A 16,935-nucleotide genomic window follows, 5' to 3' on the forward strand; every position below is an offset into this window, starting at 1 on the left:
CGGTCTGGCGCGGCTGCGCTAAGCTGATGCCGTGGAGGAGGAAGAATGCGCGCAGGGACAAGCGTTCGGGGGCTGGCCTGGCTGGCAGTGTTGCTGTTCGTCGTGCTCGGCGCCGGATGGGCCGCGCATCACGAGGCCCTGCGCCGGGCGCTTGACGCCACCGCGCGGCGCGGTGACGGCACGCTGGACCTGGCGGTCGCGTCGCTGCGCGGGCAGCTCGAACGGTTCGAAAGACTGCCCGCGCTGATCGCCGATCAACCGCAGGTGCGGGCGCTTGCCGCGGATCCCGACAACCTGGCGCTGGCGGTCGCGACAAACCATTGGCTGAAGGACATCCAGACCCGGCTGGGGGCTTCGGATGTCTATCTGATGGATCGCAACGGGCTGACCCGGGCGGCCTCCAATCACGATCTGGAAACATCGTTTGTCGGTGGCAACTTTGCCTTCCGGCCATATTTCCTGGGCGCGGCGGCGGGTGGCGAGGGGCGGTTCTATGCTCTGGGCACCACCAGCCGAAAGCGCGGCTACTATTTCGGCGCGCCGGTGCAGGGGCCGGCCGGAGACATTGCCGGGGTTCTGGTCTTCAAGATCGACCTTGACGCGATCGAAGGGGCCTGGGCCGGCAGCGAGGAGGCCATCATCGTCACCGATCCGGAAGGCGTGGTCTTTCTGTCCGGACGTCCCGAATGGCGCTTCACCACGTTTCTGCCGTTGACCGACGCGGCCCGCACGACGCTGACCGAGACGCGACGCTATGCGGACACGCTGCTCCGTGCCTTTCCCGTGGCGGCGCGGTCGAACGAGCGCGGCCATGCCGTTGTGTCGGTCGGCGGCGGCGGCACCGTGCGGCGCTACCTGACGCGCGAGGCGCCGATGCCCGAAGCAGACTGGGTGCTGCGCGTGCTGATCGATACCGCGCCCGCGCGGCGGCAGGCCCTGGCTGTCGGCGGTGTGGTGGCGTTGGCCCTTGGCTCGCTGGTCCTGGCAGCGGCCGTGGTACTGCAGCGTCGCGCCCAGTTGCGTGAGCGGCTGATGCTGCAGCAATCCGCGCGCGAGGGTCTGGAGCGCAGGGTCGAGGAGCGAACGCGCGAGCTTGCCGCCGTGAACACCCGGCTTGAAGCCGAGGTCGCCGAGCGCACGGCCGCGGAACAGAACTTGCGGCAGGCACAGGCCGATCTGGTGCAGGCAGGCAAGCTTGCCGCGCTTGGCCAGATGTCGGCTGCGCTGAGCCATGAATTCAATCAGCCGCTGGCCGCCGCGCGCACCTATGCCGACAATGCCGGAGTATTGCTGGATCGTGGACGGGTTGCGGACGCGCGGGGCAATATCGCGCGCATTCTTGATCTGATTGACCGCATGACCGCGATCAGCCGCCACCTGCGCAGCTTCGCGCGCAAGCCCGGGCAGAAGCTGACCGCCGTATCGCTGCCCGAGGTCATCGAGGCCGCGCGTGAGATCGCCGACCTCCGCCTGCGTGCGGCGGGGGCAGAGCTGACCGTGGAACTGGCGCCGGACCTGCCCGCCGTCGTGGCCGGTCCGGTCCGGCTTCAGCAGGTGCTGGTGAACATTCTCACAAACGCGGCGGATGCCGTGGAGGGGGCAGAGGATCGCCGTATCCTGCTGACCGCCGGACCGGGGCCGCAGGGAGTGCGCATCGCCATCCAGGACCACGGGCCTGGCGTTTCCCCGGCGGTGGCGCCCCGTATCTTCGACCCGTTCTTCTCGACCAAGGGGGTCGGCAAGGGCCTGGGGCTGGGGCTGTCCATCTCCTACAACATCGTCAAGGATTTCGGCGGCGACCTGACGCTGGCCAACGCCGAGAGCGGCGGGGCGGAGTTCCGCATCGACCTGCGGGCCGCCGATACCGGACTGGACGTCGCTGCATGACGACCGGTTTCCGCATCCTCGTGGTGGATGACGAACCCGATCTGCGCGCCTCGACGGCGCAGGCGCTTGATCTGGCGGGGTTCGAGGTCGCCGAATTCGCCACCGGTGACCGGGTGCCGGACTACGTGAGCTTCGGTTTCCCCGGGATCGTGCTGACCGACATCCGGATGCCCGGGATCGACGGGCTGACGCTGATGAACCGAATCCATGAGATTGACAGGGATATTCCGGTCATCCTGATCACCGGGCACGGCGACGTGCAGCTTGCGGTGCGGGCGATGCGCGAAGGCGCCTATGACTTCATCGAGAAACCCTTTGCTGCGGGACAGTTGGCCGAGATCGCTGCCCGCGCGGTGGATTTTCGGCGACTGGTTCTGGAAAATCGCGTGCTGCGCGCCGCGGCCGGACAGGCCGACGATCTGGAACAGCGGCTGGTCGGGAGGTCGAACGCGATGATCGACCTGCGCCGCCGCATCCGCACGCTGGGACCGACCGAGGCAGACGTGCTGATCGTGGGTGAGACGGGATCGGGCAAGGAGGTTGCGGCGCGTGCGCTGCATGACCTGTCGACCCGTGCCCGCCGTCCCTTCGTCGCAATAGATTGCGCGGCCCTGCCCGGGCACCTGATCGAATCCGAACTGTTCGGGCACGAGCAGGGCGCATTCCCGGGGGCGATGCGCGCCCGCGCCGGAAAGTTCGAACACGCTCGGGGCGGCACGGTGCTGCTGGACGATGTCGCTTCGATGCCGATGGACCTGCAGGGCAAGCTGCTGCGCGCGATCGAGGATCGCGCGGTCACCCGGCTGGGGTCGAACGAGGCGGTCTCGCTGGACCTGCGGTTCATGGCGACATCCCGCGTCCCGCTCGAGGACCAGGTGGCGGCGGGTCGGTTCCGCGCGGACCTCCTGTACCGGCTGAATGTCGTGACCTTGCGCATTCCGCCGCTGGCAGCGCGGCGCGAGGATATTGCGCTGCTGTTCATGCGTTTGCTGTCCGAGGCTGCGACGCGGCATCGGCAGGAGACCCCCAAGGTCGCCCCCGCCGTCCTGGCGCAAATGACGAGCCGCGACTGGCCCGGCAACGTGCGTGAGTTGCGGAATGCGGCCGACCGCTTCGCCCTGGGTCTCGCCGATCCCGGCGAGACCGGAACCGCGCCCGCGCGGCTGGCCGATCGGGTCGCCGAGTTCGAGCGTCGCGAGATCGAGGCCGCACTGGTTGCCCACGGCGGGCGGTTGCGTCCGGTCTATGAATCGCTCGGTCTCAGCCGCAAGACGCTGTGGGAGAAGATGCAGAAACACGGGCTGGACCGCAGCCAGTTCGGCGAGGACGACGGCGGCTGAGCTCGGCTTGCCACGCTATCCCCCCATCTTGTGCGGCCGATGTTACGGTTTCCACCCATCCCGGGGCCGCAGGGGCGAATTTCCGACACCGACCGCGCCTTGGTGGTTGCTTGAAACCGTTGCGGGCGGTCAGATGGGCCAGGGGCGGGGAGACCCCTGCCTGCGTTTGACCGGGAGGATCACATAATGAAACACACAATCGCCGCCGCTGCGGCGGCCCTTGCGCTTTTTGCCGGCGCCGCGACCGCGCAGGACAAGACCGGCTGGCCGAACGAGATCACGATCGGCACCGCCAGCCAGGGCGGCACCTATTTCGTCTATGGCAATGGCTTTGCCAGCTACATCACCGAGGCGCTTGGGCTGAACGCGACAGGCGAGGTGACCGGCGGCCCGGTGCAGAACGTGACCCTGGTGGAAACCGGCGATCACCTGATGGGCCTGGTCACCATGGGCCCGGCCTATGATGCATGGATCGGCAAGTCGGAACTGGCCCCGGGTCTGGAGCACAAGTCGATCCGCGCGCTGTTCCCGATGTACCAGACACCGTTCCAGGTCGTGACGCTGAAAAGCTCGGGCATCACCTCGGTGTCCGGCCTGAACGGCAAGCGGGTTTCGGTCGGACCGGCGGGGGGCACGCCCGGCACCTACTGGCCGCAGTTCATCTCGGCGCTCGGGGTCAGCGCGAACATCTCGAACGCTGGTGCGGCGGATGCTGCCGGGCAGCTGACCGACGGGCTGATCGATGCCTTCGCCTTCGCCGCCGGGGTGCCGATTTCGGCCTTCGCGGAACTTGCGGCCAGCCAGGACGTGGTGATGTTCGGCTTCAACGATGACGAACTGCCGAAGATCCTCGAGGCTTTCCCCGCGATGGCACCGCTGACCATCGCGTCGGGAACCTATGCCGGACATGACTATGACCAGCCGACGGTCGCGCTGTGGAACTTCGCCATCGCGCATGCCGACATGCCCGAGTCGCTTGCCTACGAGATCACGAAACTGGCGATGGAGAACCCGGATCGCATGAAGCAGATCCATGCGGCCGCAGGTGAAACGCTGATCGCGAACTGGGACAAGAACACCTTCATGCCCTACCACCCCGGCGCGGTCCGCTACTTCGAGGAAAAGGGGATCGCCATCCCTGACAACCTCAAGTGACGGCGGCCTGACAACGAAACGGCGCCCGTCCCGTTCGGGGCGGGCGTTCTGTGAAGGGGTACAGGGAGGGAACCGGACATGGGCACGCAAGCCAGCGAAGAGGCGCTTCTGGCCAAGGGCGTCGACGACGAGATCATCTCGTCAAACCAGCGGGTGCCTCTGGGTACCGCGAAATGGGTGGTCGTGACGCTGTGCGTCCTGTTCACGGCCTTTCACATCGGAATCATGAACCTGTATCCCCTGGAAACCTGGACCTACCGGCTGATCCATGTGGGCGGCGGCCTGGGGATCGGGTTCCTGCTGTATTCTTCGACGCTGTTCGGTGCCGAGGTCCCTGCAGGCGGTCGCCCCGATCCCGCACGCCTTGCAATCCTCGCGCCGGGCGCCGCGGCGATCCTGCTGGCGCTTGGACAGATCATCCTTGTCTGGGCGACTGGCGCGGGCGTCGATCAGGCCGCTGCCAAGGGCGCCATGGTCTGGACATTCGGATGGCCACTGGTGGCGGGCATCGTCTGGCTGGTTGCCGTCGGCTGGCTGATGCCCGACCGGAACCGCGGGCGGGTGGACATCGCCGACCTGTTCCTTGCGCTCGCGGCCGTGGCCGTGACGCTCTACATCATCTATCACGCCCCGCTGCTGCGGCTGCGGGCGGGCACCGGACTTGCCAAGGATGCCGACATGTTCGCGGCACTTGCGGGCGTCATCCTCATTCTCGAGATGACCCGGCGGCTTGCCGGTCTTGCGCTGGTCATCATCGCCGGCATCTTCGTGATCTACAGCTTCGTCGGCCCGTGGCTGCCGGGCATCCTGCAGCACCGCGGCTACACGATGTCGCGCTTCTTTACCTACATCTTCACCGACCAGGGCATCCTGGGGCCCACAACGGCGATCTCATCGACGTACATCATCCTGTTCGTCGCCTTCGCGGCCTTCCTGCAGGCGTCGCGCGTGGGCGAGTATTTCGTGAACTTCGCCTTCGCCGCAGCGGGTGACAAGCGTGGCGGTCCGGCCAAGGTCGCGGTGTTCGCCTCCGGCCTCATGGGCACGATCAACGGCACCTCGGCGGGCAATGTGGTGGCGACCGGTTCGCTGACGATTCCGCTGATGAAGCGCGTCGGATACGCCCCACAGACTGCTGCCAGCGTCGAGGCGGCGGCCTCGTCGGGCGGGCAGATTCTGCCACCGATCATGGGCGCGGGCGCCTTCATCATGTCGGAAATCACCGGCATCGCCTATGCCGACATCGTGGTCGCGGCAATAATCCCCGCACTTCTCTATTTCCTGTCGATCTACTTCATGGTCGATCTCGCCGCCCAGAAATACGGCATGAAGGGTCTGCCCCGCGAGGAACTGCCGCAATTCGCGAAACTCGCCCGGCAGGCCTTCTTGTTCGTCCCGATCTTCATCCTGATCGGCGCCCTGTTCATGGGCTATTCGGTGATCCGGGCGGGCACTCTGGCAATGGCCGCGGCAACCGTGGTGTCGTGGCTCACCCCGTACAGGATGGGTGTGCGGCAGATCCTGTTCGCGCTGGAAATCTCGACCAAGATGAGCCTGCAACTGATCGCGGTCTGCGCCGCTGCGGGTATCATCGTGGGTGTGATCGCGCTGACCGGCATCGGCACCCGGTTCTCGTCGCTGCTGCTGGGTCTGGCCGAGCAGAACCAGATGGTCGCACTGTTCTTTGCCATGGTGGTATCGATCGTCCTCGGCATGGGGATGCCAACAACGGCTGCCTATGCGGTTGCTGCGAGTGTCATCGCGCCGGGGCTGATCCAGTTGGGCATTCCGGTGCTGACCGCGCACTTCTTCATCTTCTATTTCGCGGTGATGTCGGCGATCACCCCGCCGGTGGCCCTTGCGTCCTATGCCGGGGCGGCAATCGCACAGTCAGATCCGATGAAGACCAGCGTCGAAAGCTTCAAGATCGGCCTGGCCGCGTTCGTTGTTCCGTTCATGTTCTTCTCGTCCCCCGCGCTGCTGATGCAGGGCACCTGGGGCGAGATCGTCCACGTCGTCATATCGGCATCGCTTGGCATATTCCTGCTCGCCTCTGCGGTGCAGGCGTGGTTCTTCGGGCCGCTGTCGATGCCGCTGCGGGCGGTACTGATTGCAGCAGCCCTGTCGATGATCATGCAGGGCTGGTTCACCGACGCGATCGGGCTGGGGGTCGGGGTGCTGGTCTGGGCGCTGCAGAAGAAGCTGGTCACCGCCAAGACAATGGCACGCGGCCGGGCCGACTGAACGGGACGGGGGGCAAATGCCCCCCTTCATCGGCTTGCCGCGCATGCCCCACCACCCATCCCGGGCTTTCGTTTCGGTGGCATCGGCCGTATCACCGGGGCCAGGCTGACAAGGGGCGGCAATGCTTGGCGTGGTGCATACGGAAGGGCGTGGCGCGGGCGATCGCCTGATGGCCGAGATCGCCCGCCGTCTGCTTGCCGAAGGGTTGCCCGTCGCCGGCATCCTGCAGGAGAACATCGAACACGATCCGCTGCGCATGTGCCACATGGATCTGACGCTGCTGGATGGTTCCGCCCGCTTCCGCATCAGTGAGGATCGCGGGCCGCACGCCACCGGTTGCCGGCTGGACCCGCAGGCGCTGGAAGAGGCGGTCGGTTGGATCGAGGCGGCGCTGTCCCGGCATCCGCGGCTGCTGATCGTGAACAAGTTCGGCAAGCAGGAGGCCGACGGGCGCGGGTTCCGGCCCGTCATCGGACGCGCGCTGACCGAAGGCGTCGCCGTTCTGACGACGGTACGGCCCGGACATCGGGCTGCCTTTGAGGAGTTTGCGGGCGATCTCGCGCTGCCGCTTGTGCCGCAGGCGGATGCGGTTGTGGCCTGGGCGCGCCGCTTCTGCCTTTGATCCGAGCGGCTTGTGGCCGCCCGGGCCCGTGGCTATGGTGCCGCGCCGCGCGCGATCGTGGTGCCGCTGCGGGCCAGACATGACCGACCGATCCAGTACGACCCGGGCGCTGTGGCGCGGCCTGCGCGACGGTAGCCCCTTCGTGGTGGTTGTCCTGCCCTTTTCCGTGCTGTTCGGCGTGGTGGCCCGGGATGCGGGGCTTGACCTGTTGCAGGTGTTTGCGATGTCCGCCGTCGTCATCGCTGGTGCCGCGCAGTTCACCGCGCTGTCCCTGATGACCGATGGGGCGCCGGTCTTCGTGGCGCTGATCGCCGGTCTTGCCGTGAACCTGCGGATGGCGATGTATTCCGCCGCGCTTGTTCCCCACCTCGGCCAGGCGCCCCTGTGGCAACGGCTGCTGATGGCCTATGCGATGGTTGACCAGGTCTATGCCGTTTCGGTGCGCGCCTACGAACGGGAACCGGCAATGCCCCTGCCCGAGAAGGTCGCATATTACACGGGCAACATCCTGGCGATCTGCCCGCTCTGGTATGTGGGCACCATCGTCGGCGCGCTTGTGGGGCGGGCAATTCCGTCCTCGCTGTCGCCGGATTTCGCGGTGCCGGTCTGCTTCCTGGCACTTCTGGCGCCGATGCTGCGCGGTCTGCCGAACATCGTGGCGGCGGGGACAAGCCTGACGGGCGCCATCGCATTCTCCGGCGTGCCATGGAACCTAGGCCTGATCATGGCCGCGCTCTGCGCCATGATGGCCGGCGCAAGGACACAGCGCGTGCTGGACCGCCGACGGGCCGAAGCCCCGGGACGATCCTGATGTCGGTGACTGAATTCTGGGTGCTGACCATCTTGCTGGGGGCCGGAACCTTCCTGATCAGGTTCTCGTTCCTCGGCTTCCTTGGCCGCCGTCAACTCCCCGAGTGGCTGCTGGAGCATCTGCGATTTGTGGGGGTCGCGGTGTTTCCCGCCATGGTCGCGCCGATGATCCTGTGGCCCTCGGCCACAGGTGGCACATTCGATCCGACACGCGCCGTTGCCGCAATCCTGGCATTGGCGGCGGCTGCGCGGTTTGGTGTCGGCGCGGCAATCGTGGTGGGAATGGGCAGCCTGTGGTCGCTGCAAACCGCCCTGGGCTGACCGATCAGGCGGCCTTCCACTTGATGGAACAGCCCATGGACGGCACCTGCGATACCGGGCCCTGTCCGGTTGCTGCGATCTGCATCATCGCCTCGTAGAGTTCGCGCCGCGCATCGGGCGGCGCCGGATTGCGGCCCGACGCGTCCAGGCGACCGCGATACTGAAGTTCGCCTGCAGCATTCAGACCAAAGAAGTCAGGCGTGCAGGACGCACCCCATGCCTGCGCGACCTGCTGCGTTTCGTCATGCAGATAAGGGAACGGAAACTGCTGTTCGCGCGCCATCTCGACCATCTTCGGCAGGCTGTCCTCGGGGTATGCATCGCCATCGTTCGCACAGATCGCGGCAACCCCGACACCCGCTGCCGCAAGATCGCGCGCGTCGCGCAGGATGCGGGGCAGCACGGCAAGCACATAGGGGCAGTGATTGCAGATGAACATGATCAGCGTGCCCTTCGGCCCCGACACGTCGGACAGCGCATAGCTGCGCCCGTCGGTTGCGGGCAGCCGGAACGCGGGCGGGCGCCACCCGAAATCGCAGACCGGGGGTGAAGTGGCCATGTGATCCTCCTGTACTGCAGGAAAATTAGACGCTTTGGCGGCACGATCAACCGGCTGGGCAGGTTTCCGGCGGCGGCGGCCGCGATTATCTTGGCAAGTGGTGTATCGGGAAGCAGGCATGAACACGCAGAATGACGGAACTCCGGGCACGTTGCTGTCACTGGGCCATGGCTATACGGCGGCGGCACTGGCGCGTGTCCTGCTGCCGCAGGGTTGGCGGGTGATCGGAACGACGCGGTCGCCCGGGCGTCTTGCAGAGCTTGTGGCGCAGGGCGTTGACGGCGTGGTCTGGCCGGGCACGCCGCTGGCACCCCTGCTGGCGCAGACCACGCATGTCCTGTCGTCCATCGCCCCCGATGCAGAGGGTGACCCGGTCATCCGGGCCGAACGCGCGGCGATGCTGTCGGCGCGGCCGGTCTGGGCCGGGTATCTCTCGACCACTGCGGTCTATGGCGACCATGCCGGGGATTGGGTGGACGAGGATACGCCCCTGACCCCCGCAACCGAACGTGGCCGCTGGCGCGTGCGGGCCGAGACGGAATGGGCGGCGTTGGGATGGCCGCTGCATGTGTTCCGGCTGGCTGGCATCTATGGCCCGGGGCGCGGACCGTTCGCCAAGGTGCTGGACGGAACGGCGCGACGCATCGTGAAGCCGGGACAGGTGTTCAGCCGTATCCATGTTGAAGATATCGCACAGGTTCTTGCCGCCTCGATCGCCAAGCCAATGCCCGGCAGCTTCTGGAACGTCTGTGACGATGACCCGGCCCCCCCCGAGGACGTCATCGGCCATGCGGCCGCTCTGCTCGGCCTGCCGTTGCCGCCCGAGGAAAGCTGGGATACGGCGGAAATGACACCGATGGCGCGCAGTTTCTATGCGGAGTCAAAGCGCGTCCGGAATGATCGGATTCGGCGCATCCTGGGCGTCAACCTGCGCTACCCGACCTATCGCGAGGGACTTGGGGCATTGCTGACCACGGAAGGTCGATAGCGCCCCTCAGGCACCCTTTTGGTGCAGGATCCATGCGCGATCCTGGTCCAGTATGGCCGTCATCGCGGCGCCGACCTGTGCGGCGCTGCCTTCCGCGATGCCATCTGCCAGGGCCTCGTAGTGCAACGCCTTCTCGGTGGCGAAGTCCTCGATGCCTGCCCTGAGGCGCGGCAGAATGGCTTGCACCACGCCGAACTCGACCAAGCCTGACGCCGCGCGCAGGAACGGGTTCTGCGACGCTTCGCAAAGCGTGCGGTGGATCTCGAACTCTGCAAGGGCAAAGGGTTCCGCCATGGTCGACATCGCGCGGCGCTGATTTAGCCAGTAGTGCAGCATCCGGACCTGTTCCGCGTTGCGCCGCGTCGCGGCCAGGGTGGCTGCGTCCATCTCGACGGACTGGCGCATCTCGACAAAGCTCGACAGGAACGCGGCATCGGGTCCGGCCTCCTGTATCCAGGCAAGGACCTGGCGATCGAACAGGTTCCAGCGGCTTCGCAAGAGGACCCGCGTTCCGACCTTCGCCCGCGCCTCGACCAGTCCCTTGGCCTCCAGCGTCTTCAGGGCTTCACGCAGGACGGTGCGCGACACGCCGTAGGCATCCATCATCTCGGCATCGTTGGGCAGGATCGAGCCCACGGGAAAGCGCCCGGACGCGATCCCCAGACCGACCTCGGCAATGACGTAGGAATGGTAGTTTCGCGCCGTCTGCCGCCCGGAGAGCGCGCGCACCAGGCTCCCCGGTTCGCTCATTTCAGGATTTCCAAAGCGCCTTCCTGCGCGATGACGAGGCCGAAAAGACCAGCCGTTGCAACAGGATGAACATGAACAACAGCCCGCCTATAACGATCTTTGTCCACCAGCTGGACAAGGTTCCGTCGAACACGATGTAGGTTTGCACGAGCCCTTGCAACATGACGCCGATGAATGTGCCCGCGACAAAACCATAACCCCCTGTCAGCAGCGTGCCGCCGATGACCACGGCGGCGATCGCATCCAGTTCCACCCCCATGGCAGACAGCGAATAGCCCGCTGAGGTATAAAGCGAAAACACGATGCCCGCGATACCTGCAAGGGTGGAGGACAGGGTATAGACCAGAATGGTGGTGCGCGCGACAGGCACACCCATCAGTGCGGCCGAGGTCTCGGACCCGCCCAGTGCATAGACATACGAGCCGAAGCGCGTCCGGTGCGCCAGCACGATGCCGATGGCGAACACGGCGAGCATGATCATCGCGATAACCGTCAGCCGCCCCCCGCCCGGCAGCAGGATGTAGCTGCGCGAGATCGAGGAATAGACCTCGTGCTTGATCCCGATGCTGTCAGGCGACAGCACCGAGGCGCCGCCCCGGGCGAGGAACATGCCGGCCAGCGTCACGATGAAGGATGGAACCTTCAGATAGTGGATCGCGGCCCCCATCACCGCACCGAAGATGGCGGCGACCGTCACGGTGATGGCAAACGCCAGCCCGGGATGCAGCCCTGCCCACATGATCAGTGTTGCAATCAGCACCGTCGAGAAGCCGATCACCGCACCCACCGACAGATCGATCCCGCCGGACAGGATTACAAAGGTCATCCCGACGGCGGCGATCCCGAGGAAGGCGTTGTCGGTCAGGAAATTGCCCATGACGCGGGTGGACAGCATCGACGGAAACTGGATGGCCGCGGCAGCATAGGCGAGCAGGAAGATGACGGTGGTGGCCAGCAAGGGGCGAAGTGCGCGGTTCATCCGGTCTTCCTTTGCGTGGCGGCGGGTGCGTGATGACCGATCCGGCGCCCGATCCACTGGCTCGCAAGGGGCGATTGCAGCATCAGGATCAGGATGATCACGCCCGATTTGACGACCAGGTTGAACTGCGGTGAGAAGCCCGAGATCAGGATGCCGGTGTTCATGGCCTGGATGATCAGCGCCCCCACCACTGACATTGGAATGGAGAAGCGCCCGCCCATCAGCGAGGTCCCGCCCAGGACCACCGCAAGAATGGCGTCCAGTTCCAGCCAGAGACCGGCGTTGTTGGCATCGGCCCCCCGGATATCGCCAGCCACGATCAGGCCCGAAACGGCGGCGCAGAACCCCGCAAAGCCGTAGACAAGCAGCAGCAGCACACGGCTGGAGATGCCGGCGAAACGTGCGGCCGAGCGGTTGACGCCCACGGCCTCGATCAGCAGGCCAAGCGCCGTGCGGCGCACCGCGAGCGTTGTCACCACCATCAGCACAAGCGCGATCACCACGGGCATGGGCAGCCCCAGGAACGCACCGGTCCCGACAAAGCTCAGCACCGGGTCCGAGAAGGTCACGATGGAGCCTTCGGTGATCAGTTGCGCGAGGCCCCGGCCGGCCACCATCAGGACCAGCGTGGCTATGATCGGTTGAATGTCCAGAAAGGTGACCAGAACGCCGTTCCACAATCCGCAGACGGCGCCGGCCAACAGGGCCACGGCGATTGCCATCAGTGCCGGGGTTCCGGATGACACCATGACCGCCGCCACGGCACCGGCGATCGCCATGACGGCACCGACCGACAGATCAACGCCCTTTGTCGCGATCACGGCGGTGACGCCGATGGCAAGGATCGCGACCGGCGCGCCCCGGTTCAACACGTCAATCAGGCTGCCGAACAGGCGACCATCCTGCCACGTCACGGTGAAGAACCCCGGAAAAAGCAGCCAGTTGATGAACAGCACCGCCGCCAGCGCCGCAAATTGCGGGCGCAGAAGGGCCCCCTTCCAGTTCAGCCTTCTCATGCCGTTTCCCCTGCGGCGACGCTGTGTTCGGCGATCGCCGCGACGATCACCGATGGCGTGATGTCCTCGCCGCGCAGTTCGGCGACCATCTGTCGGTCGCGCATCACCACGACCCGGTTGGAGTAGGCCACCACCTCGTCCAGTTCCGAGGAAATCACCAGAAGTGCCAACCCCTCCTCGCGAAGGCGGTTGATGGTGCGCACGATTTCGGCATGGGCACCGACATCAATTCCCCTGGTCGGTTCATCAAGGATCAGGAACGAGGGGTCGATGGCCAGCCAGCGTGCCAGGATCACCTTCTGCTGGTTGCCCCCCGACAGAAGCTTCACCGGCATGTCATGGTTGGCCGCACGGATGTCCAGATCCTCGGCAAAGCGCCCCGCGACCTCGTCCTGCTCGTCGCGATTCAGCGCGCGGAACCAGCCGAGTTTGGCCTGCAAGGCAATGACGATGTTCTCGCGCACCGAAAGCTCGCCGAATATCCCATCCAGCTTGCGATCCTCGGGGCAGAAGCCGAACCCCGCAGCCACCGCCTGAACGGGGTTTCGGACCCTGACCGCCTTGCCGCCGACGTTGACATCTCCCTCATCGGGGGTGTCCACCCCGAACATCAACCGCGCCATCTCGGTCCGGCCGGAGCCCAGCAGGCCTGCAACCCCCACGACCTCGCCCTCGTGCAGTGACAGGGTGAACGGGGCGACGCGACCCGCACGTCCCAGCGATGAAAAGGTGACCCGGACGGGTCCCTGTGGCCCCTCGGAGACGGGCAGGGCGCGCTGCTCATAGGCCAGATCCTTTCCCAGCATCATCCGCACAACCTCGGTGGCGGTAAGCTGCGACAGGTCGCGGGTGCCGATCAGCTGCCCGTTCCGCAGGATCGTGACCCTGTCGGACACCGCGAAGACCTGGTCCAGGAAATGCGTGATGAACACGATGGCCAGACCGCGCGCCTTGAGCCCGGCAACGACCTCGAAAAGCCGTGCGACCTCGGTACGGTCAAGGCTCGCGGTGGGTTCATCCAGAACCAGCACCTTGCCGGACAGCTCGACCGCCCGGGCAATGGCCACGATCTGCTGCACCGCGATGGAATAGCTCCCCAGTTCGGCCCGCACGTCGATGTCCAGACCGTAGGTTGCAAGCAGGGCACGGGCCTGCGCCACGATCGCGCCGCGCTGCACCAGTCCGAAACGGGTGGGTTGGCGACCGAGAAACAGGTTCTCGGCGACCGACCTGTTCGGCAGGAGATTGACCTCCTGATAAACCGTCCCGATGCCACGGCCCTGTGCGTGCAGCGGGTCGCTGAAGCGGACGGGGGCGCCGTCCAGCAGAACCTCGCCCCCATCAGGCTGATAGGCGCCTGTGAGTATCTTGATCAGCGTGGACTTGCCCGCGCCGTTCTCGCCCAATAGCGCGTGTACCTCGCCCGCCCTGACAGCGAAGTCCACGCCGTCAAGCGCCCGGTGCTGGCCGAAAATCTTGACGATACCCCGCGCCTCGAGCACCGGCACTCCGCCTTCGGCCATGTCTGCCCCCCGATCCTGCCTGCCACACTTCTGCTTTTGCCCGGACAAGACAATACTGTCGGCGGGTTTGCACCGCCGACAGACGCATCTCGGGGAAGTTCAGTATCCCAGACCCTTCCGGCGGTCATATTCGCCCTGCGGGTCGTCGGCGGGGGTGTAGAGCTTGGATTCCGTGATGATGAACTTCTCGGGCACGGTGCCATTGTTCAGATAGGCATCCAGGGCCGCGAAGGCGGGACCTGCCATGTTCGGGGTCAGTTCCACGGTTGCATTCGCTTCGCCTGCCACCATCGAGGCAAAGATGTCGGGCACGGCATCGATCGATACGACCAGGATGTCGCTGCCGGGCTTCAGCCCCGCATCCTTGATCGCCTGGATGGCGCCGACGGCCATGTCGTCGTTGTGTGCATAGACCGCACAGATGCCCTTGCCGCCACCCTCTGCCTTGAGGAACCCCTCCATGACCTCCTTGCCCTTCGAGCGGGTGAAGTCGCCGGTCTGGCTGCGGATGATCGACAGGTTGGCGTGACCCGAGATGCCTTCCTCGAAGCCTTGCTTGCGGTTGATGGCAGGGGACGAGCCAACGGTACCCTGAAGCTCGACCACCTTGCATTCCTTGTCGCCGACGGCGCCGACCAGCCACTCGCCGGCCACGCGACCTTCCTTGACCTGATCAGAGGCGACCGAGGTGAGGTACAGATCCTGCGGTGCGTCGATGCCGCGGTCCAGAAGGACCACGGGGATACCCGCCTCCTTTGCTTCGGTCAGCACTTCTTCCCAGCCGGTCGAGACGACCGGCGCGACCAGAATGGCATCGACCCCCTGAGCGATGAAGCCGCGGATCGCCTTGATCTGGTTCTCCTGCTTCTGCTGGGCGTCGGCGAACTTCAGGTCGACCCCCAGCCTCTCGGCCTCGGCCTTCGTCACCGAGGTCTCGGCCGCCCGCCAGCCAGACTCCGAGCCGATCTGCGAGAAGCCGATGACCTTGCCGGAAAGCCCGTCCGCATAGGCAGCAGAGGACAACAGCGCGCCAATACCCGCGGCCAGCGCGAGTTTCTTGATGATGGACATGATCCCTCCCTAGGATTTCGAGGCAGACGTCTCCTCCCGTCGACCTGCACGAACGCTAGCAAAAGTATTACTATATGTAAAATGCAATGCGCGATGCGGACAGCATTGCTGCCCATACCGTTTTCAAGGTCTGCGCCAAACGCGAAAGCCCCGCCGCACCTGCGCGCGACGGGGCTGCAACCTGCCGAAAAAGAACGCGTTTCAGCTGTGAACGATCTTCGTGCCCAGCACGTTCAGGCATTCGCGCATGAAGGCCGCGAGTCCCGTCCAGCCCTTTGCGGAAACCATTGTGCCATCGACATAGGCCTCGGTCGGCTTCACGTCGATATAGGTGCCGCCGGCCAGAATGACCTCTGGCTCGCAGGCGCCAAGGGCCGCGACCTTCTTGCCGCGAATCACGCCGTCGACCGCAACAAGGATCTGAACACCGTGACAGATCGTGAAGATCGGCTTCTTCGCATCGTGAAAGTGTCGCACCATGGCCTGCACGCGCTTGTCGGTGCGAATGTACTCCGGCCCGCGACCGCCCGCGCAATAGACCGCGTCATAGTCTTCAGGTTTCACCTCGGCGAACGTCTTGTTGATGTCTGCCAGATGTCCGAACCGCTCGATGTAGGTCTGATGTCCTTCAAAGTCGTGCAGCGACGTCTGGATCTTGTCTCCGGCCTTCTTGTCCGGGCAGATGACATGGACGGTGTGGCCCACGGCCTCCATGCCCTGCTGGAACACGAATATCTCGTATTCCTCGGTGAACTCGCCCGTCAGCATCAGGATCTTCTTGCCGCCCATGTCTCTTCCTCCCGTCAGGTTTCTGGACACACGCCCGGAACGTGCCGGGACGCAATCTTGCGGGGACCGGCCATTGGCCGACCGCCCATTCCGGCCTTACTCGAATGCCGGAAGCAGACGTTCATAGGACCGCCTTATGTGGTCTCGCATTGCCAGGTCAGCGGCTGCAGCATCACGGGCGTGAAACGCCGCAACGATGCGCTCATGCTCTTCCAGTGCTTCCGCCGTGACACGGACGTGGAACATCAGGCGGAATATGTGCAGGTGCACATGCCGACCGGAAAGCGATTGGCGCATCACAGTATTTCCCGCGACCCTCAGGATCGCATCATGAAAATGCGCGTCAGCCCGCGCGAATCGCGAGTAGCGGCTGTTGCGATCGACCGGCGCGCCGCCGTTCTGCATGTCGGCAGCCGCCGCCTCTATGGTCGCCAGCGCCTCTGGCGTCATGTTGAGCGCGGCAAGACGTGCGCCTTCCGGTTCAAGCAGCAAGCGGAACTGGTAGAGGTCGTCGAACTGCTTCCGTGTGAGTTGAGGGGCGGCCGAGTAGCCGACCAGGTGTGCCTTGCGGACCAGACCCTCGCGCTCAAGACGGCTCAGGGCCTCGCGCACGGGGGTCTGCGACACGTCCAGTTCGCGCGCCAAGGCATCTATGGCAATCCGTGCCCCTGGCGCGATGTCGAGCGACATCAACCGTTCGTAGATGTTGTCGTAGACTCCATCGACGACGCTGACCGGGCGCAGTGACACCGTGCGTCCTTCGCGTTCGGCCGACATTCCCATGCGCATTACCAACTTTGCTTGACACGCGACAATCGCTCGCAGATAGGCTATCGTATGTCAAATCGTTTATCGTATACGATCCGATATGTGTATCGCCG

16 protein-coding genes are annotated in these 16,935 nt (G+C 65.3%); 8 read left to right on the plus strand and 8 right to left on the minus strand.

Annotated features, from left to right (window positions below; translation table 11 throughout):
- The first annotated feature begins 45 nt into the window (after nucleotides 1-45).
- The 7 genes from KF887_02340 (at nucleotide 46) to KF887_02370 (ending at nucleotide 8,379) form a co-directional block, all read left to right on the plus strand.
- The gene (locus KF887_02340) at nucleotides 46-1,887 is read left to right on the plus strand and encodes a sensor histidine kinase (GenBank protein QYK42002.1); all 1,842 of its coding nucleotides are present in this window, start codon (nucleotides 46-48) and stop codon (nucleotides 1,885-1,887) included.
- On the plus strand, nucleotides 1,884-3,227 hold the full coding sequence (locus tag KF887_02345) for a sigma-54-dependent Fis family transcriptional regulator (GenBank protein QYK42003.1): 1,344 nt from the start codon (nucleotides 1,884-1,886) through the stop codon (nucleotides 3,225-3,227). Before KF887_02340 ends, KF887_02345 begins: the two co-directional genes overlap by 4 nt.
- A gap of 186 nt (nucleotides 3,228-3,413) precedes the next feature.
- On the plus strand, nucleotides 3,414-4,382 hold the full coding sequence (locus KF887_02350; protein QYK42004.1) for a TAXI family TRAP transporter solute-binding subunit: 969 nt from the start codon (nucleotides 3,414-3,416) through the stop codon (nucleotides 4,380-4,382).
- Nucleotides 4,383-4,460: 78 nt separating this feature from the next.
- A complete protein-coding gene (locus KF887_02355) occupies nucleotides 4,461-6,626 on the plus strand; it encodes a TRAP transporter permease (protein QYK42005.1) in 2,166 nt (721 codons plus the stop codon).
- A gap of 121 nt (nucleotides 6,627-6,747) precedes the next feature.
- Nucleotides 6,748-7,248: a DUF2478 domain-containing protein gene (locus KF887_02360; protein QYK42006.1), complete on the plus strand. Its 501-nt coding sequence runs from the start codon at nucleotides 6,748-6,750 to the stop codon at nucleotides 7,246-7,248.
- A 79-nt stretch (nucleotides 7,249-7,327) separates the two neighbouring features.
- The gene (locus KF887_02365) at nucleotides 7,328-8,059 is read left to right on the plus strand and encodes an AzlC family ABC transporter permease (protein ID QYK42007.1); all 732 of its coding nucleotides are present in this window, start codon (nucleotides 7,328-7,330) and stop codon (nucleotides 8,057-8,059) included.
- Nucleotides 8,059-8,379: an AzlD domain-containing protein gene (locus KF887_02370; protein ID QYK42008.1), complete on the plus strand. Its 321-nt coding sequence runs from the start codon at nucleotides 8,059-8,061 to the stop codon at nucleotides 8,377-8,379. Before KF887_02365 ends, KF887_02370 begins: the two co-directional genes overlap by 1 nt.
- Nucleotides 8,380-8,383: 4 nt before the next feature.
- Here the strand turns inward: KF887_02370 and KF887_02375 are convergent, their stop codons facing one another.
- The gene (locus tag KF887_02375) at nucleotides 8,384-8,938 is read right to left on the minus strand and encodes a thioredoxin family protein (protein ID QYK42009.1); all 555 of its coding nucleotides are present in this window, start codon (nucleotides 8,936-8,938) and stop codon (nucleotides 8,384-8,386) included.
- A gap of 118 nt (nucleotides 8,939-9,056) precedes the next feature.
- On the opposite strand from KF887_02375, the gene KF887_02380 reads away from it, so the two are divergent.
- Nucleotides 9,057-9,926: an SDR family oxidoreductase gene (locus KF887_02380; GenBank protein QYK42010.1), complete on the plus strand. Its 870-nt coding sequence runs from the start codon at nucleotides 9,057-9,059 to the stop codon at nucleotides 9,924-9,926.
- A 6-nt stretch (nucleotides 9,927-9,932) separates the two neighbouring features.
- Here KF887_02380 and KF887_02385 read toward each other — a convergent pair whose 3' ends face one another.
- From KF887_02385 to KF887_02415, 7 genes are all read right to left on the minus strand, one after another.
- On the minus strand, nucleotides 9,933-10,676 hold the full coding sequence (locus tag KF887_02385; protein QYK42011.1) for a FadR family transcriptional regulator: 744 nt from the start codon (nucleotides 10,674-10,676) through the stop codon (nucleotides 9,933-9,935).
- A 1-nt stretch (nucleotide 10,677) separates the two neighbouring features.
- Nucleotides 10,678-11,655 (minus strand): sugar ABC transporter permease YjfF, encoded by a 978-nt coding sequence (yjfF, locus tag KF887_02390; GenBank protein QYK42012.1) that lies wholly within the window; start codon nucleotides 11,653-11,655, stop codon nucleotides 10,678-10,680.
- Nucleotides 11,652-12,671 carry an ABC transporter permease gene (locus tag KF887_02395; protein QYK42013.1) on the minus strand — a complete coding sequence of 340 codons (1,020 nt, stop codon included), beginning with the start codon at nucleotides 12,669-12,671 and terminating at the stop codon, nucleotides 11,652-11,654. The genes yjfF and KF887_02395 overlap by 4 nt, the downstream gene beginning before the upstream one ends.
- On the minus strand, nucleotides 12,668-14,194 hold the full coding sequence (locus KF887_02400) for a sugar ABC transporter ATP-binding protein (protein ID QYK42014.1): 1,527 nt from the start codon (nucleotides 14,192-14,194) through the stop codon (nucleotides 12,668-12,670). The genes KF887_02395 and KF887_02400 overlap by 4 nt, the downstream gene beginning before the upstream one ends.
- A gap of 99 nt (nucleotides 14,195-14,293) precedes the next feature.
- Complete coding sequence (locus tag KF887_02405) at nucleotides 14,294-15,259, minus strand: ABC transporter substrate-binding protein (GenBank protein ID QYK43398.1); 966 nt, start codon at nucleotides 15,257-15,259, stop codon at nucleotides 14,294-14,296.
- A gap of 207 nt (nucleotides 15,260-15,466) precedes the next feature.
- Nucleotides 15,467-16,054 carry a DJ-1/PfpI family protein gene (locus KF887_02410; protein ID QYK42015.1) on the minus strand — a complete coding sequence of 196 codons (588 nt, stop codon included), beginning with the start codon at nucleotides 16,052-16,054 and terminating at the stop codon, nucleotides 15,467-15,469.
- Nucleotides 16,055-16,150: 96 nt separating this feature from the next.
- Nucleotides 16,151-16,837: a GntR family transcriptional regulator gene (locus KF887_02415; protein QYK43399.1), complete on the minus strand. Its 687-nt coding sequence runs from the start codon at nucleotides 16,835-16,837 to the stop codon at nucleotides 16,151-16,153.
- Nucleotides 16,838-16,935 lie beyond the last annotated feature (98 nt).

The organism is Paracoccaceae bacterium (assembly GCA_019454225.1).
Lineage (GTDB): Bacteria > Pseudomonadota > Alphaproteobacteria > Rhodobacterales > Rhodobacteraceae.